The sequence below is a fragment of the Halomicronema hongdechloris C2206 genome, from assembly GCF_002075285.3.
GTDB classification, from domain to species: Bacteria; Cyanobacteriota; Cyanobacteriia; order Phormidesmidales; family Phormidesmidaceae; genus Halomicronema_B; species Halomicronema_B hongdechloris.
In genome coordinates, this window is record NZ_CP021983.2 from 2,351,503 (window position 1) to 2,367,879 (window position 16,377).

At 52.4% G+C, this 16,377-nt stretch carries 15 protein-coding genes and 1 pseudogene; 5 read left to right on the forward strand and 11 right to left on the reverse strand.

The genetic code is table 11. The features are described from left to right. Positions 1-116: 116 nt before the first annotated feature. The gene (locus XM38_RS10630) at positions 117-878 is read left to right on the forward strand and encodes a hypothetical protein (protein WP_080813334.1); all 762 of its coding nucleotides are present in this window, start codon (positions 117-119) and stop codon (positions 876-878) included. Positions 879-974: 96 nt separating this feature from the next. Here XM38_RS10630 and XM38_RS10640 read toward each other — a convergent pair whose 3' ends face one another. After that, positions 975-3,905 carry a hypothetical protein gene (locus tag XM38_RS10640; protein WP_080813331.1) on the reverse strand — a complete coding sequence of 977 codons (2,931 nt, stop codon included), beginning with the start codon at positions 3,903-3,905 and terminating at the stop codon, positions 975-977. Positions 3,906-4,161: 256 nt separating this feature from the next. On the opposite strand from XM38_RS10640, the gene XM38_RS10645 reads away from it, so the two are divergent. Then, positions 4,162-4,692: a hypothetical protein gene (locus tag XM38_RS10645; RefSeq protein WP_137455072.1), complete on the forward strand. Its 531-nt coding sequence runs from the start codon at positions 4,162-4,164 to the stop codon at positions 4,690-4,692. Continuing rightward, a pseudogene (locus XM38_RS10650) lies at positions 4,658-4,840 on the forward strand (response regulator transcription factor); the annotation flags it as partial. The gene XM38_RS10645 and the pseudogene XM38_RS10650, both read left to right, overlap by 35 nt. Here the strand turns inward: XM38_RS10650 and rpsU are convergent. The 4 genes from rpsU to XM38_RS10670 all read right to left on the reverse strand — a co-directional run bounded on the left by rpsU (position 4,837) and on the right by XM38_RS10670 (position 9,406). Next, complete coding sequence (gene rpsU / locus XM38_RS10655; RefSeq protein WP_035985692.1) at positions 4,837-5,013, reverse strand: 30S ribosomal protein S21; 177 nt, start codon at positions 5,011-5,013, stop codon at positions 4,837-4,839. The pseudogene XM38_RS10650 and the gene rpsU overlap by 4 nt on opposite strands. A 465-nt stretch (positions 5,014-5,478) precedes the next feature. Then, positions 5,479-6,048 (reverse strand): hypothetical protein, encoded by a 570-nt coding sequence (locus XM38_RS10660; RefSeq protein ID WP_080813327.1) that lies wholly within the window; start codon positions 6,046-6,048, stop codon positions 5,479-5,481. Positions 6,049-6,422: 374 nt separating this feature from the next. Beyond that, the gene (gene acsF / locus XM38_RS10665) at positions 6,423-7,493 is read right to left on the reverse strand and encodes a magnesium-protoporphyrin IX monomethyl ester (oxidative) cyclase (protein ID WP_088429792.1); all 1,071 of its coding nucleotides are present in this window, start codon (positions 7,491-7,493) and stop codon (positions 6,423-6,425) included. Between the two features lie 209 nt (positions 7,494-7,702). Continuing rightward, positions 7,703-9,406: a M48 family metallopeptidase gene (locus XM38_RS10670; RefSeq protein ID WP_088429794.1), complete on the reverse strand. Its 1,704-nt coding sequence runs from the start codon at positions 9,404-9,406 to the stop codon at positions 7,703-7,705. Between the two features lie 158 nt (positions 9,407-9,564). Between XM38_RS10670 and XM38_RS10675 the strand changes: the two genes are divergently transcribed. After that, complete coding sequence (locus XM38_RS10675; protein ID WP_080813324.1) at positions 9,565-10,023, forward strand: DUF4079 domain-containing protein; 459 nt, start codon at positions 9,565-9,567, stop codon at positions 10,021-10,023. A gap of 172 nt (positions 10,024-10,195) precedes the next feature. Here the strand turns inward: XM38_RS10675 and XM38_RS10680 are convergent, their stop codons facing one another. Both XM38_RS10680 and XM38_RS10685 read right to left on the reverse strand, forming a co-directional pair. Further along, positions 10,196-10,843 carry a DUF1997 domain-containing protein gene (locus XM38_RS10680; RefSeq protein ID WP_225889290.1) on the reverse strand — a complete coding sequence of 216 codons (648 nt, stop codon included), beginning with the start codon at positions 10,841-10,843 and terminating at the stop codon, positions 10,196-10,198. Positions 10,844-10,935: 92 nt separating this feature from the next. Further along, positions 10,936-11,154 (reverse strand): hypothetical protein, encoded by a 219-nt coding sequence (locus tag XM38_RS10685; protein WP_080813322.1) that lies wholly within the window; start codon positions 11,152-11,154, stop codon positions 10,936-10,938. A gap of 182 nt (positions 11,155-11,336) precedes the next feature. Here XM38_RS10685 and XM38_RS10690 point away from each other — a divergent pair, with 182 nt between their 5' ends. Further along, positions 11,337-11,999 (forward strand): NAD(P)H-binding protein, encoded by a 663-nt coding sequence (locus XM38_RS10690; protein ID WP_088429796.1) that lies wholly within the window; start codon positions 11,337-11,339, stop codon positions 11,997-11,999. Here the strand turns inward: XM38_RS10690 and ccsB are convergent. The 4 genes from ccsB to XM38_RS10710 all read right to left on the reverse strand — a co-directional run bounded on the left by ccsB (position 11,996) and on the right by XM38_RS10710 (position 16,367). Then, entirely contained in the window at positions 11,996-13,009 is a 1,014-nt protein-coding gene (ccsB, locus tag XM38_RS10695; protein WP_080813341.1) for a c-type cytochrome biogenesis protein CcsB, read from the reverse strand. The two genes, XM38_RS10690 and ccsB, sit on opposite strands and share 4 nt — an antisense overlap. Positions 13,010-13,152: 143 nt before the next feature. Further along, complete coding sequence (locus XM38_RS10700) at positions 13,153-14,946, reverse strand: DUF3352 domain-containing protein (RefSeq protein ID WP_187329365.1); 1,794 nt, start codon at positions 14,944-14,946, stop codon at positions 13,153-13,155. Positions 14,947-15,040: 94 nt separating this feature from the next. Continuing rightward, the gene (locus tag XM38_RS10705; RefSeq protein ID WP_088429800.1) at positions 15,041-15,565 is read right to left on the reverse strand and encodes a hypothetical protein; all 525 of its coding nucleotides are present in this window, start codon (positions 15,563-15,565) and stop codon (positions 15,041-15,043) included. Between the two features lie 538 nt (positions 15,566-16,103). Continuing rightward, the gene (locus XM38_RS10710) at positions 16,104-16,367 is read right to left on the reverse strand and encodes a hypothetical protein (protein ID WP_088429802.1); all 264 of its coding nucleotides are present in this window, start codon (positions 16,365-16,367) and stop codon (positions 16,104-16,106) included. Positions 16,368-16,377 lie beyond the last annotated feature (10 nt).

The window sequence follows — 16,377 nt, forward strand, 5'->3', positions numbered from 1 at the left end:
TATGCGTCACAACTTTAGATGAAGACCAGCTAAAATTTGATCTACGTGACCGACCAATCCGAGCTGTATGAAATTTCTTTTGAAGAAGAACTAAAATCTTTTCTTACAATCGTGTTATGAAGATTGAATTTGTACCATTACTGCAACTTCAGCGTGATCTCTACAGCATTCCAAGAGGTCAGGAGCGCTTTCAAACTTATCTCGAAACAATGCTCAATGCTGGTGCTTCGGATGTTGAATTGTTGCCAATGGTGGTAATAAATCCAATGGGCAAAGCTCATATACCAGCAATGCTTGATACCTTGCTTGCTATGAATGCCGATGCTGTAGCATCTCTTGCGATTTCAAAAGTCTTAAACCAGTTTGGTGATGTCAATAGGGCATTCAAGCTAGGATTGGTGGTTGCCGACGATCAAATGGGAGGATGGACAAATCGTTATACAAGTGAATTTAGTATCCGCTTTGAACTGCAAAATTATCTCAAGCGGGGGTGGTTAGCTGTGGTTTTATGGACAAGTGAAGTTCCATCTGCAGAAAAAGTCCGGGAAGAAACTTTAATTACCATACATCGTGTGGCGTATATCCAACGGTATGGATTTGCGCTTACATTACAAGAGATGTTGAATCAAGAAGGATATGCAATGGCAATGGCAGATTGTAGACAACCCTCTCTTGATGAAGATGATATTGCTTACACCTGCAAAGTAATCTCACCGTATCTTTCTACTCAAGATTACCCCACAATCATGGCCTGCTTGTTTGGCGACCAAGCCGCTCATTTGCTGGGATACAGACCACACGGTTTGAGCGAACGTGCTGGTTTAGCGTTGGCGTTACATCAAGCTCAGCATAACACTGCGCAGGAAAAGTATTTTTAACTGAGCGTATCGGTTCTTTGCCAGACCATTTGCAGAAAGACATTGATGACGGTTTGCGAATGGTTTTGTATCTCTAGCCGTCAGCTAATGCTGTCGTTACAAACCTGTGACAAAAAATACAGGCAGTAAAATACCGGCAAGCACGGCAGCCATTAGCTTCTGAAACAGGAAGAATAGGCGAGTGCATCCCTCTGACTCTTCGAAGACGAAATTATGGAGATGTTCATCCAAGTTAATGATAGGCAGCAAGATATCCAGGCTGAAGACCATCGATAACCAAGCCACGCGAAATCTCCAACCACTAAGCTTTCTTGTTGCGAAGTCAACAAAAAATGGGACGAGAATAGCAATTGCTAGAATAAAAATAATGATTGCTGGGATTTTTAGATGCGTATACAACGCAGGCACATATAACTGAATAGCAACAAGAAAAGTCGCAAGAAATAAGAGAAGTGGCTTAAAAAATAAATGAATAGTTCTTGCCAATCCCTTTCTAGGTCGATTCAAATATGGATATTGATGTTCTCTGATCTGATCTTCCTTGAGATTGATCAGATCTAGGGTGCCGTTACATGAACCTTTTTGATCGAAAAACCATTTTCCCGAATCTGGAAAGATATTTTGGCCGCAGCCAAATGTCTCAATCTGCTTCGCGTTTATGATCTCAACAAGATTTTTCAGATTCTGAGTGTCTTGATGATGATTGACATAGATATAGTCAGCATTTTGCCTGCTCACTTTGTCGAGCTTAGATCCCTCAAGTATTTTTTCGAGCTCAAAGTCAGGTTCGAATTTCACATATAGGTCAAGTCTATCGAGACCGTCATATGTCCCGATGCTAGATTTTGATTTTAGCTTAAAGAATAATATCTTTGAAATAGAGTCACTATACTTTAAAGCCTGCCTTAGACATATGTTTGGCACAGAAACTTTGTTGAATAGTGCATCTTCTAGATCTCTCGATTTGATCACCTTCTTGATTAAGTCGGATTGCTTTCTGAGAATTCGTCTAAAGGCAAGAAAGCCTCCTATCATCCAAACGATGACAAAAAGCCTGAGTGCCTTGAAACGATAGTAACTAAATCCGTATAGAAAATCACTGATGGTGAGTTGTATAAATTTAGCGGTAAATCTGCCATTTTGCTCTTTCTCTATGAGCACTTCTAAGCGGTTACGTTTATAGAGGAGGTCTCGTTCCATATCATACTTACCCAATGATCTGGCAACCATTGCGGCTTGCTCTAGGGGTTGCAGTAGAGATTCAAGTCGTGGTAAAAGCTCACTGTCTAATGACAGGGATTCATCTAAATCCTGTTGTCTAGTTGATGCTAACCTTATGCTTGAAAGAGTTCTCACTACTCTCTGCCAGGTGGATGGAGCAGCCTTATTGTATTTAGCATCTAAGCAGCTGGTGAGCAAACTAAAACCTGCTGAATTAGCCTTTTGATAGTGAAATCTATTTAAATCTATTAAACACTCACCTGATATTTCCTGATCCATTTCCTCATTGTCTGATTTAATAATATTAAAACTATTAACCTGAGCGTCTTCTAGGAGTAGATCTATATTATCTGATTCATTTGTTCTTTCCTTAAAGAACAAATTCTGGAATCCTGGCTGTCTATTCTTGAAATCGAAAACTACGTTACTAGCGACCATATTATCTAAGTCAAGCCTTATTTGATCAGGTGTTTCTTTATCAAAGATAAGCATGAAATCGTTGATTTCAGAGTCAGATAAGTTAATACTATGATTTGAGAAATCACCACTTAAAATGATGTCGCGACCTTGAAGGGATTCTAAATTTATCTCGGAACTCTCATTGTTGCTCGCACGTCCATTACCCTTAAGAATGACATTCCTCAAGAAGAGATCACCTTGAAGAGTAATATTATTGATGAAAATACCTCCCTCAAATTGAGATCCATCCAGATTCAAGCTTCTTAGGAAATTAGACTTATAAAGTCTAACCGATTTCCTGAATACCGAATCCTTTAGCTGTAGTTCTTGTTCGATATCAGACGATGACAGATCTAACTCTTCGTTGAAATATGCTCCTCGAGTGATAACTGTTCCAGGTAAAGCACTACGAAAGGGCTCTCGTAATAGAATCGTCTTCAAGAAATTATTGCCAACGGAGTACTTATTTAAGTATTCCTGAAAGTTAATCCGAGATCCTGATTCGGCTTCTGTTTTTTTCTCTGAAAGGTCGAGGACTGCATCCCAGAAGGCTTGGTGCTTTTCCTTCAGCAAGCCAGAAAGTTTATTGTAATCTTCCTTATTACTGTCTACTATATTTCTTAAAGTCCCTTCGTTTTCGTAAATCAAAGATGCAGTTGAGTATTCTTTGTCTGTTTGGCTAGTCAGGATTTGTACGAGCTCAGATAGCTTAATTAGAAATGATTTTTCCTCCGGGCGTTTAGAGTTATTCTCTATAAGAAATTTGAGAGACGTTTCTAGCGGTACATCTGAAGCCAGATTAAATAAGGCACTTAGTAATTTATCTGATTTAGGTCTCTCGATGTCTTCTTGCAATGCAGAATTCAACTGAATTCGATACTCTGCAATCAAGCCAGTGTAGTCAAAATTCTCATGATCAAAGTTTTCATTCAGTAATTGACTATTGTTTTCTACTAGGTCTCTAATAATTAGGGCACTTAAAAAGATTTTATGGAAATTGGCTTCCTGACCAGCACAGACATGTCGCCAAATCCAGCGTTCAGGAAACCCCCACGTATCTCTTGCATGCCTCTCTTGAGGAGTTAACTCTTTCGATTTGGTTTCGTGGCGGTCTAATACAATACACTCGAATTGACCTGGAATTAACTGCGGTGGATAGGGGAATGTCTTAGTGCGCTCTAGTTCAGCAGCCTGTTGCGGTGTATTAGTCTGTTGAGGTGCAGTTGTCGGAGACTGTTGTGCGAATATTGGAGACCACAGCGATCCTGCTGCAATCGATAGCCAGCAGGCCGATAGTAAAATTGCAATAAATCTATAGGCGATCTGTCTGGTATGGTGACTCAGCATTGATCGTTAGGATGCGATTTTGCCGGATAGCTGGCTATGTTTCTAGCTTGATTCGCCATGGAATCCTCATGGCCCAGGCTAGTTAAGGGCACTAGAAAAACCGGCACTCTTATATGCCGTACAGCTATCGTGCCTATAGGTTAATTATTCGAGGACTAAAGGAAATCACCCTCGTGGGTACTGTTTCGCTGCGGGGCAGACTCGTGCATTGGAATGGGGCCTATTGGGGGTCACCTGGCTAGGCGTCTTGACCCCGATGGCACCTCCCTTGGCCACGCGATTTCTCGTAATCACCAGCCTGGGCGTGCTTGGCTTTGGGATCTTGGGGCTTTACCTACCCACCCAAGCTCGATGGGGACGCATCGGCCATGTGCTGGCCCAGTTTCTGTTGATTTTTGTGGCTACAGCCATTGGGCAGGCGGAGTTTCGCCTATTTCCCTTGCTTTATCTGATACTGGTCATCCGCAGCTGTTTTATGTTTGCTCTACTGGGGCGGGTGATGGTGAGTGCCCTGGCCTTTTTGATGTTTCTGGTGGGATTGCACCTACGCCTACAGGCCCTCAGGGGCCAGGTGCCGCCGCAGTTGGTGGGGCGGCTGCAGCCCTTTCTATTTGGCATGAACCTGAATGTCAGTATTCTGTTTGCCCTGCTGCTAGGCTTCATGCTGTTGCTGGTCAATGCCCTGTTGGCCGAGCGCCAGGGCCGGGAGCAACTGCACCAGGTGAATCAAGAACTGCGGCGTTCTGCCCGTCAGGGAGATTCTACGGTGGTTGGCCCAGGGAGCTAGTAATCGAGAAATAGCAAGTGCCCTCTACATCTCAGAGGGCACTGTCAAAAATCATGTGACCAGTGTGCTAAATCGGCTCAACTTGCGAGACCGCACCCAAGCAGCACTGTTCGCCGTGTCGGTGCGATCGCATCTAGAAGACCCCTAACGATAACGCTTCTTGCGCCGAGCCACCGCCTTCCGTTTCCGTTTTTCCTGGGGAGTCTCAAAGTGGCGGCGGCGCTTCACTTCAGAGAAAATTCCTGCTTTAGATACCTGACGTTTGAAACGTCGCAAAGCCGATTCGATACCTTCGTTTTCTCCAACTACAACCTGGGTCATAAACGCTTCGAACTTGACAACGACAGCAAAGAAAACAACGACTTAAAGAAGGTTTACTTGTACGGACGCTCAGAGGTATCTAACCAACCAAAAACACTCTCTCGTTTCCGCACATTCAGACAACAAAATAGTGCAGAGGCATCCCTGCATGCAGTCTACAGGTTAGCACAAAATTTCCACCCCATCAGAGAACTTCATCACTAAATCATCGTCAAGTCCAGCCTCAGAGAACTTTCACAGCAACTGTTAGAGACGCGCTGTAGATGTCTCAAGCCCTACCAGCACAGTATAGCCACCATTACCGCACAACGCTGCGTGGCCAGCCCATTCCCTAAACTAACGCCACCAACTTTGTTTCCATGCCCCCTAGTCGGCTGCGCCTGCATTCAGCAACTAGCCATTGGCGGGGCTGCCAAACGCACCAGAGATCTCCCTATGGGCCCAGCCGGCTGATCAACGACCCTATCAGGGCATCCATTCCAGCAAGATCCCTACACGGCTATCGTGATCATCGCCAATGGTCTGCCACTGTAGCTCACTACCGACTCGCAGCTGCTGAGTCACGGCGTAGCCCACCGTGATTGTCGTCAGTCCTGCCGCCTCCCCGCTACCAGGTGCAATCCAACGCTGACTAACGGCGATGTCTGCGGCTCCCGTCCGAGAGAGGGCTAACATCAGTCGTAGTCCTAGGGTCACCCCGTCAGTGTCTTCGCCAGCAGTCTCCAAGGCACGATAGCCTACCACTGGTGCTAAATTAGCGTAGCTCCCCAATGGCAGTAGGTAGTAGCGTAGCTCCGCTCCGTATCCCTGGCGCTTACCATGCTGACTATAGTCGGCACCGACCGTAAGTCCAGTATTACCTACAAACAGGTCCTCCACCCCCACAACAATTCCTCCCCTATCGTCTAGCCGAGAATAGCCGAGCTGCAGGCGAGTGCGAAAGCTGGGATCATGGCGGATCTCATCGGCAATATCGGGGGTCTGTTGCAGCCACCGTTGCAGCACCGGACTACTGTCGAGGGTGTCAGGGTCCAAATCTAGTGAGGGTTGCTCGCCACCTACCGAGTCGACAGCGGTCGAGGCGGACGAGGCCTGTGCCCTCACCTCGCTACTTGCCAGTACCTCGAGACTGAGCCATGACGCCGCCGACCAAGCTATAGAGAGAAGCAATACTCCCCAGGAACATCGAAATCGGATCATGGCCGTCAGTCGCCCAGCCCGCTGATACAACAACCGTCCTAGAGTTGGGTGGGGTTGCGGGCCAGTTAGCCTCCTTAGCTATGGGTACTTGAAAACTGCAAACAGGCCCTAGGCTGGCTGGCGAACCCCATAAAACGGAGCTGCCCCTTGCCTGCCACCGCTAAAGAAAAGCGGCTCTGGAACCAGAGCCGCTCATCATCGGGGGAAAACTAGTGAATTGTGCTGCGCTCAGCAGGCAGTGGCTTCATTAGGTAGAGCTGAACTATTTGCCAGCCAATACCGATAATATGGGGCAGTTTCCGCAGGAATTTTAGAGGTCCCGCAGCCTCCGACTCAGCTACTGCAGCTAGCTTACTATTCGCTTCAGCAGCAATATCCAATCGCCGGAAGAAGTCAGGATGATCCACATTCAGTAGCACCGGAAACACTCGAGCCGCCGTCTCGTTTGTCTTCCGAATCACATGGATATCGTATTGCCGGGCATCGAGACCGATAGCGGCATAGAAATCCTGCCGTTGCAGGTCATTGAGATACATGGTGGCGAAGACCGACAGCAGGAAGAATCGACACCACAGCTTAGCCCGCCAGTCATTGATAATTTGCGGTTGAGCCTTCATCACCGCCGAGAAGAAGTCACCATGGCGGTTTTCATCCTGACACCAGTTCTCGAAGAAGCGGAAGATCGGATAGATGCGGTTCTCAGGATGGGACTCTAGGTGTCGATAGATAGTGATGTACCGCCAGTAGCCAATTTTCTCTGACAGATAGGTGGCGTAGAAAATAAACTTGGGCTTAAAGAAGGTATACTTCTTGCTCTTCGTCAGGAAACCCAAATCTAGCTGTAGATTAAAATCCGACATCGCCTTATTGAGGAACCCGGCGTGACGGGCCTCATCTCGGGACATCAAATTGAAGCACTCTGCCAAGACAGGACTTCTACCCTTCAGACGACGCCCCAGTTCCTTATACAGGAGAAAACCAGAAAATTCGGCTGTGCAGGAGCGCTCTAGAAATTCGACAAATAACCGCCGGGTATTGCCATCAATGTGATCCCAGGACTGGGTAAATTCCTCATCCCGGACAAAATGATGGCGATTATAATCAGCCCGGAACTCTTCCAGGATGGCCTTAAGTTCGTCTTCATTAACTGAGATATCCATCTCAGCCATTTCGTCAAAATCAGTGGTGTAAAACCGCGGCGTCAGAATGGTTTCTTTTGCCGGCACCTTAACACCAGGCCGCATTTCGGCAGCGTCAGGCTTCTTTAGGGAATCTACCATGGGTCCGTTACTACCTGCGTTGAAAAATTGCTATGAAGACAGTAGGCGGTGAATATCACCTGACTGACTAGTCATGCAAGAGGCTGAAAGCCAGGGAAATAAAGCATTTCCATGCTCTAACTATGAGTTTCAGTGTACCAACGTTACCGCCTATGTGAACCGTCATTTAACTTTTGCAACATTGTGTCGCTGCCACCTGAGAACGATGGCTAACGCTGCCGCCGCTGCTGACGTTCTGCCTGTTCTGCCTCATATTCCTCCAGGCGAGTGGCTACCCGTTGCTGGATGGGGCGGTGAGTCAGCACTCCCTCGAAGGCATAGCGGTCATAGCCGCCCTGCTGCACCAGCTGCTGCAGATACTGCACCCGCTCATCGGTAGCTGGATGGGAGGCAAACCAGCGGATGCCAGCACCGCCGCCATTTTCCTGGCGTAGGGTCACCATTAGGTTATAAAGACCATCGGCGGCATAGTCACTAGTGGCCAGAATTTGGGTGCCCAGGATATCGGCTTGGCGTTCCATATCGCGAGAATAGTCAGCCACCACTAGATTGGCTGCAATGTTAGCCAATTGAGCACTGGGAATGAAGGCCGCCAAACTGGTGGTCAAGTTGCCTCGCGTCACCATCTGAAAGCCATGGGAGAGTACTGCGTGGGAAATCTCATGGGCCAACAGGCCAGCCAACTCTGCCTCTGAATTGGTTTTTAGAATGGCACCAGCGTTGATGAAGATCTTGCCCCCCGGTAGGGCAAAAGCGTTGAGGCTATCGTCTAGCACCACATAGAAGTCGTAGTCAAAATCATCCCGGCCGGTGCGACGAGCCAGAGTTTGGCCGATGCGGTCCACATACTGAAGCACCTGCGGGTCTTCCATCAGGGGCAATTGCTGCTTGGCTTGTTCAGCCACCTGGGCCCCAACACTCTCTTCTCCTTGCAGCATCAAGATGGACGAGTTAACAGCCGTGAATGGCCCCAGTAGACCGCCCGTGAGAAAGTAGCCAGCCGCCCCCGTAATAATATTAGTAAAGAGATTCTCGCGCAGCTGGGCATTCATGGCCCGTTTGAAGCGCTCTAGATTCTCCTCTGCCAGAGTTTCCATGGCGCCCCTGTCAGGGTGATCAGGGTTAAGCAGGGCAAATTGCCGAGCCGTAATCGAGGCTGCCAGCCATTGCTCTTGAGCCATCAATAGATCGATCTTGGCCTGGAGCAAGTCGGGTTGATTGGGGTAGCGCTGTAAAACGCCTTCCAGCAGGTTTAGGGCTTCGTCTACCTGGCCTTGCTGGAGTAAATACTCTGCCTGCAGGCCATAGGCTGGGATGAACTCGGGATAGTTCTCGAGCAGCAACTCCAGGGGAATCCGTAGGCGGGTATCTAAGCCCAGTTCTGCCCCGGCCTGGGCCTCACGCCAATATACAGCCCCCGCTGGAGGGAGATCTGCCGCATCCAGAATCGCTGCTGGAGCTGACTGCGTTGCCTGCGGATGCCATAGGGGATCTTTGACTTGCCGATAGAGGGTAGTAGCAGCCTCGATGTCTCCCGCTTGATAGAGACGGTCGGCCTGGATCAGTAGCTTCTCCTCTGGATTAGGTAGCGTCTCCAGGTCATTTGGCTCAGCAGCAGCATCGGTATCACTGTCCGGGGCGGTTGTATCTGGGGCAGAGGCTGGCTCCTCCTCTTCCTCTGGCAGGGGAACGCCGTCTGGTTCCGGATAGGGTAAGGGAATGGTGGTCTCAGGCGACGTAGATTCCTCTGTACCCTCCTCTGGGGTGGAGGCAACTGTAGCCGTAGGGGGAACTGACTCCCCAGAGTTATCTGTTTCACTAGCCCATCCAGAGGGCAGAGGATGAATTCCGCCCAGCATTAGGGCTAAGAGAAGCCCCACCAAGCTTAGGGCCAGTTGCCGCTGACATACCATGGCTACCTCCGATGTTGATGGGCTGCATCGATAGTTCCCTTTACCCTTATAGCGTCGAAAATTTGCTAAGCCCAGTGTCAGGATGACGAAGATGAACCTTCCTAGGGGATTTGAATCGATCTTATACTTTTTGTAAAGTTATGCGACTGAGAGGAGACATGCTGGAGTCCATTAAACCCTGGTTAAATTTTATTCATCCACTGATCATGTGGAGCCTACTCGCCCTGGCCCTCTATGCCCTCTATCTGGGCATACAGTGGCGGCGAACGCGGTTAGCAGAAGGGGATGTGAAGAAGGAGTTGGTTAAAGGCAAGTTCAACATCCGCCATCACCAGATCGGGTCTGCCCTGCTGGCGTTTATGGTCATTGGCACCGTCGGTGGCATGGCCGTAACCTATATCAACAACGGCAAGTTGTTCGTTGGCCCTCACTTGCTGGTGGGGCTGACTATGACGGCGTTGATTGCGAGTTCTGCCGCCTTGGTGCCCTTTATGCAGAAAGGAAATGAAACAGCCCGCTTGACTCACATTTCGTTAAATGTGGTGCTGGTGGGTCTGTTTAGCTGGCAGGCCGTCACTGGGATGCAAATTCTGTTTCGCATCTTAGAAGACTTCTAAGGCACCGTTTTCCGTGACGTAGTTAAGAGGATATTTGGAAAGTACCCTGCAAACTTGCTCCAGACTGGATTCTGGCCAACAGAGCCATACGCTCTAAAACGCTTACCCGGCAGGGCTTTCAGCCGAGTTTTCAAATGTCCTCTAAGGTCGGGGCAGCTGAGTCTGCCTCGACCTAGCGATGCCAGAACCGATGACGCTGATGACTGCTGGGCAGAGGCAGAGCTAAGCGGCGATGGAAATCCTCTTGAACTTTGCGGGTCAGTCGCCGGGAAGCCTGGCGCACCACCTCCGTCAGTAGGCGATCGCCAGAGGTTTTTACCAGAGTATGGGGTAGGGCCTGAATAAAGCGGGGGAATTGAATGGCTACCGTTAATCCTAGTTGCCAGCTTACCTGGGTGATCAGGTCTCCCTTAACCGTGGCCTCTTCTTTGAGAACCATCTCAGCCCGAAAGTCTACAGTGTAGTGCTTGGCCTCCTCCCCTGAGATCGGAATAGTCTCAATGCGATAAATGCCAGCCTGTTGCGGCAGTAAGTGTAGACCGATGCGAGGTTCAATCTCATAGCCTAGGGCACTAAAATTCCCCACGGTTAGGGCGTAACCATTGTCAACTAAGGGCTCGGCTCGCATCGGATGAGCACAGTGGAGAAACCAAGTGGGATGGTCATCCAAGTAGCTGGCAACGGTAGATACATCGGCGATCATCTCCATTTCACCGATGTAGGCCCCTGTAAACGTAGCGGGCGCTTTGTCGTTGGAAGCCTCAGCGATGTCTGCCGGATCAACCACTGGCTTAGTGAGTGGAGATAGGGCCGTTGTCATGGGGGCGGGATTGGAGGGAAGGGAATTGCCGGATGCCTGCATAGGGAAATGTCATCTGTGGTAGAAAAACCATAGCAAAGGCGAACTTGACACTAGGATTTAGTCAGTCTGACCTGTCTTGAACAGCTGCGACCCTGCGTCGCTTGGATGACCATGACTGATGTCACCATTGGACGGCGGGCCCCATAGAGCCAGGCATTGGGGAAGAACACAGCGTCAATGCCTTGGCCCGTGCCTTTGTCCCAAATCAGATTCACCATAGCGTTGCCTGCCTGCAAGTTGCCATCGGTAATCCACGGAAATCGTTGCAACGTGATAGTTGATACGTTCACTCTGGTCACGGCTGTTCGTTACATTACTTTAGACTATGTAATGGTGTTCCCAAGCAAGTGTATTCAAAATTACGATTTGTCAGAGCTGGGGCCTGTTCTGTCCCGGTTCTGTCGATACTATCGATGTTGATGAAGTCGCTATCGAGGGGTAGAGAGGTCCTATGAAAGCCTTTGTTGCCGGTGCTACGGGGGAAACAGGGCGACGGATTGTGCGGCTCTTGGTCAGTCGCGGTATCTCAGTCAAAGCCTTTGTCCGGGATGTGGATGTCGCCCGCGCCATTCTTCCCATCGAAGCAGAACTAGTCCGGGGAGATGTCTTGGATCGGGATACGATTTCGTTGGCGCTAGCAGACTGTACCTTACTCTTTTGTGCCACGGGAGCCCGTCCTAGCTTTGACCCGACGGGGCCCTACAAGGTTGACTATGAAGGCACTAAGCAATTGATTGATGCGGCCAAGGAGCACGGCATAGAGCACTTCGTCATGGTGTCGTCCCTGTGTGTATCTCGCTTTTTCCATCCCCTCAATCTCTTCTGGCTGGTGCTGTGGTGGAAGCAGCAAGCAGAAAGGCATTTGCTTCAGAGTGGCTTGACTTATACCATCGTGCGGCCTGGGGGCCTGCGCAATGAGGAGGATGATCGGAGCTTGGTGATGGCGGCAGCGGATACCCTGTTCGAGGGCAGTGTGCCTCGCCAAAAGGTGGCTGAGACCTGTGTCGAGGCAGTGTTTCAGCCGGATGCCCGTAATCGTATCGTTGAAATTGTGGCGCGGGAGGATGCCCCGCAGCAGTCCTATCAGGAGCTCTTTGCCAGTGTTAAGGCTTAGAAGAACCAGCCGTAGCTATGTAGGCCCTTGCCGAGGATATTGACTCCCAGGTAGCAGATCCAGACGATGGCAAAGCCAGACGCGGCTAGAATGGCGGGGCGACGTCCTTGCCATCCCTTGGTGATGCGAGCGTGCAAGTAGGCGGCGAACACGAGCCAGGTGATTAAGGCCCACGTTTCTTTGGGGTCCCAGCTCCAGTAGGAGCCCCAAGCTTCGTTGGCCCAGACAGCTCCGGCGATGATGCCGATGGTGAGCAGGGGAAAGCCTAGGCCAATCATGCGATAGCTAATGTTGTCTAGGGTGTCGGCTAGGGTTAGCCGCTGTGGGGTAAGTGCAGGTGTAGCCGGAGAGGTCTCGGGCTTGCTCAGTAGGGCGGTGTTGCCACTGACAGCCATGGTGGTGGGGTCTGATTGAGCCGTTGAGGAGGCCGCTTGGGAGACATAGGTCAAGCGTTGTTGGGCATCGCGAAAGCTGCCGGTGCCGATAGAGCTGCCGCGCAGTTCTACGGCTTGGCCACGGGTAACGATCAAAAATGCGATCGCAAGTAGGGCCCCCACCATCAGCGTGGCATAGCTGAGCAGCATGACACTGACATGCATCATCAGCCAATTGGACTTCAGAGCCGGTACCAGGGGCTCTGCCACCTGCATACGATCAGGCAAGGACAAAGCAGCAAACCCAGTAACAGCCATACTCACCGGGGCCGTGACCGCTCCCACCAGGCGACTGCGGCTCATGCGTTCTGCTATCAAGTGCACCGCGGTAATCCCCCAAGCTAGGAAGAACAGCGATTCGTAGAGATTACTCAAGGGGAAATAGCCCGCCTCAATCCAGCGAGCCGCCAATAGGGCGGCAATGGATAGATTGGCAATAGCCATTCCCGTGGTGCCTAGGGACGGCAGCCAACCAACGGCAGGAAAGGCTACCCCAGCCCAATACAGCAGCATCGTCAGCAAAAGCACGCCGAAAGAGACATTATCTAACCAGCCCTGAAGTGTTACCAAATCCATCGCCAAATCCATAGGTGATTAACCTGTATGCTGCGAAGCCCCGCTTAGCGCCAGCTGTCCAGAGGGCTGAAAATACCCTCATTGGCCCTCATTAGATTAGAGACGAACCTAATGGGTCTAAACGGCAGCAGGGTATTCCTATCCTACCGGGTTTGCGAGCTCTCCGGGGTAGAGGCAGTGCCGTCATCGTCTGACTGAGGAGAGGGGGCAGGCGTTGGTAACGGTCTCGGACGCGGTCCCCGCTTTAGGCCCACATAGAGGTCGTAGCGAATGTGTCGCGGCGAGTCCACGGTGGCCGTCACGCCAATGGACTGAATCGCCCCTGAACCAATCAAACTGTCGGCGGGGAGGTCGGGTAACCATAGGCTATCCGTGCTCTGACGCAACCGCTCGAAGTCCACGAAGAAATGGCCATTATTGACCCGGGGACTCTGGCGAAAGGCTCGCTCAAAGGCCTCTGTTGCCGTCAGGGAAGCCTCTGGGGCAGGCAGTAGGGTCGCGGCCACCCCCGCCCCTACGGTGAAAAAGGCGGTGGAATCTGCCAACCAACCATGGCTCAGTTGCAGGGATTGATAGGGCGTTGTCCACCGGGTGACTGGCCGACCGGATAGCTCCAGGCTGTCGACTTGAAAGCGATAGCGATTCACCATCACCTGGTCTAGGCGCTCAAAAGCCTGCTCTGCTGCCTCCCGATCACTGACCTGCACTAGGGCAACGAGGTTAGTACTGGGCAAGGGAACCGTATCATCCGCCGAGTCGGGAGCATCGCCAGGGGCTGCCGGCTCGGCTGCGGACTCTAAAACAGCTAGGGCAAATTCCCCCTGCATCCAGGGCAGCAGATCTTCCTCTAGCCGTAATCCTGTACTGGCTTGCAGCCCGGCACTGAGATTCTCGGGGTTTAGGGGTAACAGCGCCCCCAGTTGTAGTCCCTGACTGAGGTCTTGCCAGAATTGCTCTAGATTTCCCCCGGATACCATCATCAACGTCTCCGCCGGTAACTGTCGGGGCAACTGATCAGGACCATTCTGGCTGGCGTAGGTCTGGTCACTGTTAGGCGGCAGCCAACTCAGGCCCTGCATTCGCAGACCCTGCGATTCTAGGTAGAGGACGGCGGCTAGCCCCCGAGGCGCCTGCAGGGCCTGCCACTGGGAGGGGGGCAGGGGCGGTTGGGCATTGAGGGCAATCTGCTGGGCGGCTGCCGCCATATTTAAATACAGGCGACCAAAGGCGGGGGCGGCTGCCACCTGCTGGAAGGCACTGCCATAGCCAGGACGTTGAGCCAGGGAGCGTCCGCCCTGGGTCGTATCGATTGCCTGCTCTAGGGCGACCTCATGGGGGGATAGCACTACCCAGTCAGGAGTCAACACCGCCGCGAACAGAGGCGAGCCTTGGGGGCGAGGAATGGGGGTAATGGTCACCCCCCGATAGTCGCGGCTGGCAGTGTCATCGGCCAGGTCAGGACGCTCAGCCAGCCAGGCTTGGGCCGCCACCGCATCGGCGATGGGAACCACGACCAGGGGCTGAGCTTGCTGAAACGGAGGCAGTTCAGCCTCAGGAGGCGCGGCGGCAGCGGCGGCGGGCAGTAGGGCCACGGTGATCTCTGGGCCCACCCAGGTCGGTAGGTCACGACTGAAGTCTGGGGGGTGTTGCCCCCATAGGCGCTGCTGGCCCTGGATTAACCACTGATCGAAGCGCGCCTGGGTCTCGGCAGTGCCAAACTGTCGCAATTGCCGCCAGGGGTTATTCGCCGTCGGCAGGGTAGCGGCCATGAGGGCCGACTCGGGAATGACTTGGGAACCTGCGGGTATGGCCTGGGAGCCTGGACCACGCCGGGATAGGGTCCAGTAGGCAATCAGTCCGCCCCCGATCAACAGTACGGCAGTCCCTAGGGTAAAGAGCAGAGGAGGCTTTTTACGGGACAACTTGGACAGGACCATAGCTGGGTAGGACATCGGTGCCCTGCCAATTTAGCATTAGAGCAGATTCGTCGACTGCTACTGATGCGATGAGAATCGTCAGTCCCATGCCTTGCTAGTCGAGCCCGCCATGGATACTTGGCAAATCGACGGTGAGCACGATGTCTGCCATGGCTTCAGTGGGGGGGCTAGCGGTCGGGGTTCCAGGTGACTCGTCTAGGGCCATTGGCGTTGACTCAGACCAGTGGGCTAGTACCTGTGCGATCGCATCGTGCCGTCGCGCTTGATCACGGCTAATGGTCTGCACGGTATTGCCTAGCCCAGGGGCATTCCAACGCTGGGTATCGGGATCGAGAAAGGCTCGGGTTCGGGCCCAAACAATGGCCTCAGCCTCAGGCATACCTAGATCCTGAGCCTGTTTCAGCCGCTCGACATAGCCCACCGGCCCCAGGGCCGCCGAGGGCGACTGATTAGCCAGGTCGAGGCCATTCAACTCGGCCATCAGGCTCAGGGACACCTGCTGGGTCTCGGCTCGCCGCCGCAAGGTAGCCGCTTGCTGACGTAGCCGTGCCAATTGTTGAGCATCCGCCGCCTCGGGCGTAGCAGCCCATGCTGGTAGGAAAAGCTGCCCAGGTTCCACGCCCCATTGCCCGGATCGCGATGGCCATAGTAGGCAGCGGTCTGGTCTCCGGTGAGGGAACGGGTGCCTTCGGCATGGCCAATGGCCCGAGCCACTAGGGAATCGGCCTCCCCTGCAAATAGGGGATCCAGGGAGGCGGGGGAAGCAGGGAAAGGTGACGCAGAAGATGCTGAAGAAGCAGGGGCAACGGCGGCAGCGGGAGAGGGAGGGGGAGGGGGCAGGCAGGTGAGGATGAGCGTTTTAGGGCTGTGGTGGAGGTCTCGGGAGGGGCAGGCACCGGCAAGGGCCGAACAGTCGCGGCAGACAGGGAACTAGCTGCGCTGGGCTGAACCACAGCTGCGGGAGTAGGAGATGCCACCGGCTTCGCGACTCTATTCTCCAAGGCTACCGGGGTCAGGGCCGTATCATCTGTCTCCGGCGCGGCCGGCAGCTCAAAGTCTACTGACCAGCGCAGCGCCGCCGTCGGCGTCACCGTGACTAAAACTGCCAGAGAGGGACAGGGCGCCCCATAACCACGCTGAGCTCATCGATCTCATCCCTATTCGACCATCTGTTCTAGGACATCCACGGCAGGTTCCACGATGGCCCAGGTGCCATCGGGTTGCCGCCGTAGGGCAGCAAACTGCACCGTTTGTCCCCGCCCCAGAGGCTTGGCGGCGGTGATGGGACCCACCTCACTCTGGCTCAACCCACAGATGCGAAAGACATAGGCCGGCACTTCCGGGCTGGAATAGATCACACAGCCGGGTCGATGGGGCTGTACTAGACCATCGAAGGGAGCTCGGACCGTATCCCCTTGCAAATCAATGGAA

What these genes read in the sequence shown, in the direction of transcription:
- XM38_RS10630 (WP_080813334.1), top strand. Translation starts at nt 117, where the DNA reads ATGAAGATTGAATTTGTACCATTACTGCAACTTCAGCGTGATCTCTAC.
- XM38_RS10640 (WP_080813331.1), bottom strand. Translation starts at nt 3,905, where the DNA reads ATGCTGAGTCACCATACCAGACAGATCGCCTATAGATTTATTGCAATT.
- XM38_RS10645 (WP_137455072.1), top strand. Translation starts at nt 4,162, where the DNA reads ATGGCACCTCCCTTGGCCACGCGATTTCTCGTAATCACCAGCCTGGGC.
- rpsU (WP_035985692.1), bottom strand. Translation starts at nt 5,013, where the DNA reads ATGACCCAGGTTGTAGTTGGAGAAAACGAAGGTATCGAATCGGCTTTG.
- acsF (WP_088429792.1), bottom strand. Translation starts at nt 7,493, where the DNA reads ATGGTAGATTCCCTAAAGAAGCCTGACGCTGCCGAAATGCGGCCTGGT.
- XM38_RS10670 (WP_088429794.1), bottom strand. Translation starts at nt 9,406, where the DNA reads ATGGTATGTCAGCGGCAACTGGCCCTAAGCTTGGTGGGGCTTCTCTTA.
- XM38_RS10675 (WP_080813324.1), top strand. Translation starts at nt 9,565, where the DNA reads ATGCTGGAGTCCATTAAACCCTGGTTAAATTTTATTCATCCACTGATC.
- XM38_RS10680 (WP_225889290.1), bottom strand. Translation starts at nt 10,843, where the DNA reads ATGACAACGGCCCTATCTCCACTCACTAAGCCAGTGGTTGATCCGGCA.
- XM38_RS10690 (WP_088429796.1), top strand. Translation starts at nt 11,337, where the DNA reads ATGAAAGCCTTTGTTGCCGGTGCTACGGGGGAAACAGGGCGACGGATT.
- ccsB (WP_080813341.1), bottom strand. Translation starts at nt 13,009, where the DNA reads ATGGATTTGGTAACACTTCAGGGCTGGTTAGATAATGTCTCTTTCGGC.
- XM38_RS10700 (WP_187329365.1), bottom strand. Translation starts at nt 14,946, where the DNA reads ATGGTCCTGTCCAAGTTGTCCCGTAAAAAGCCTCCTCTGCTCTTTACC.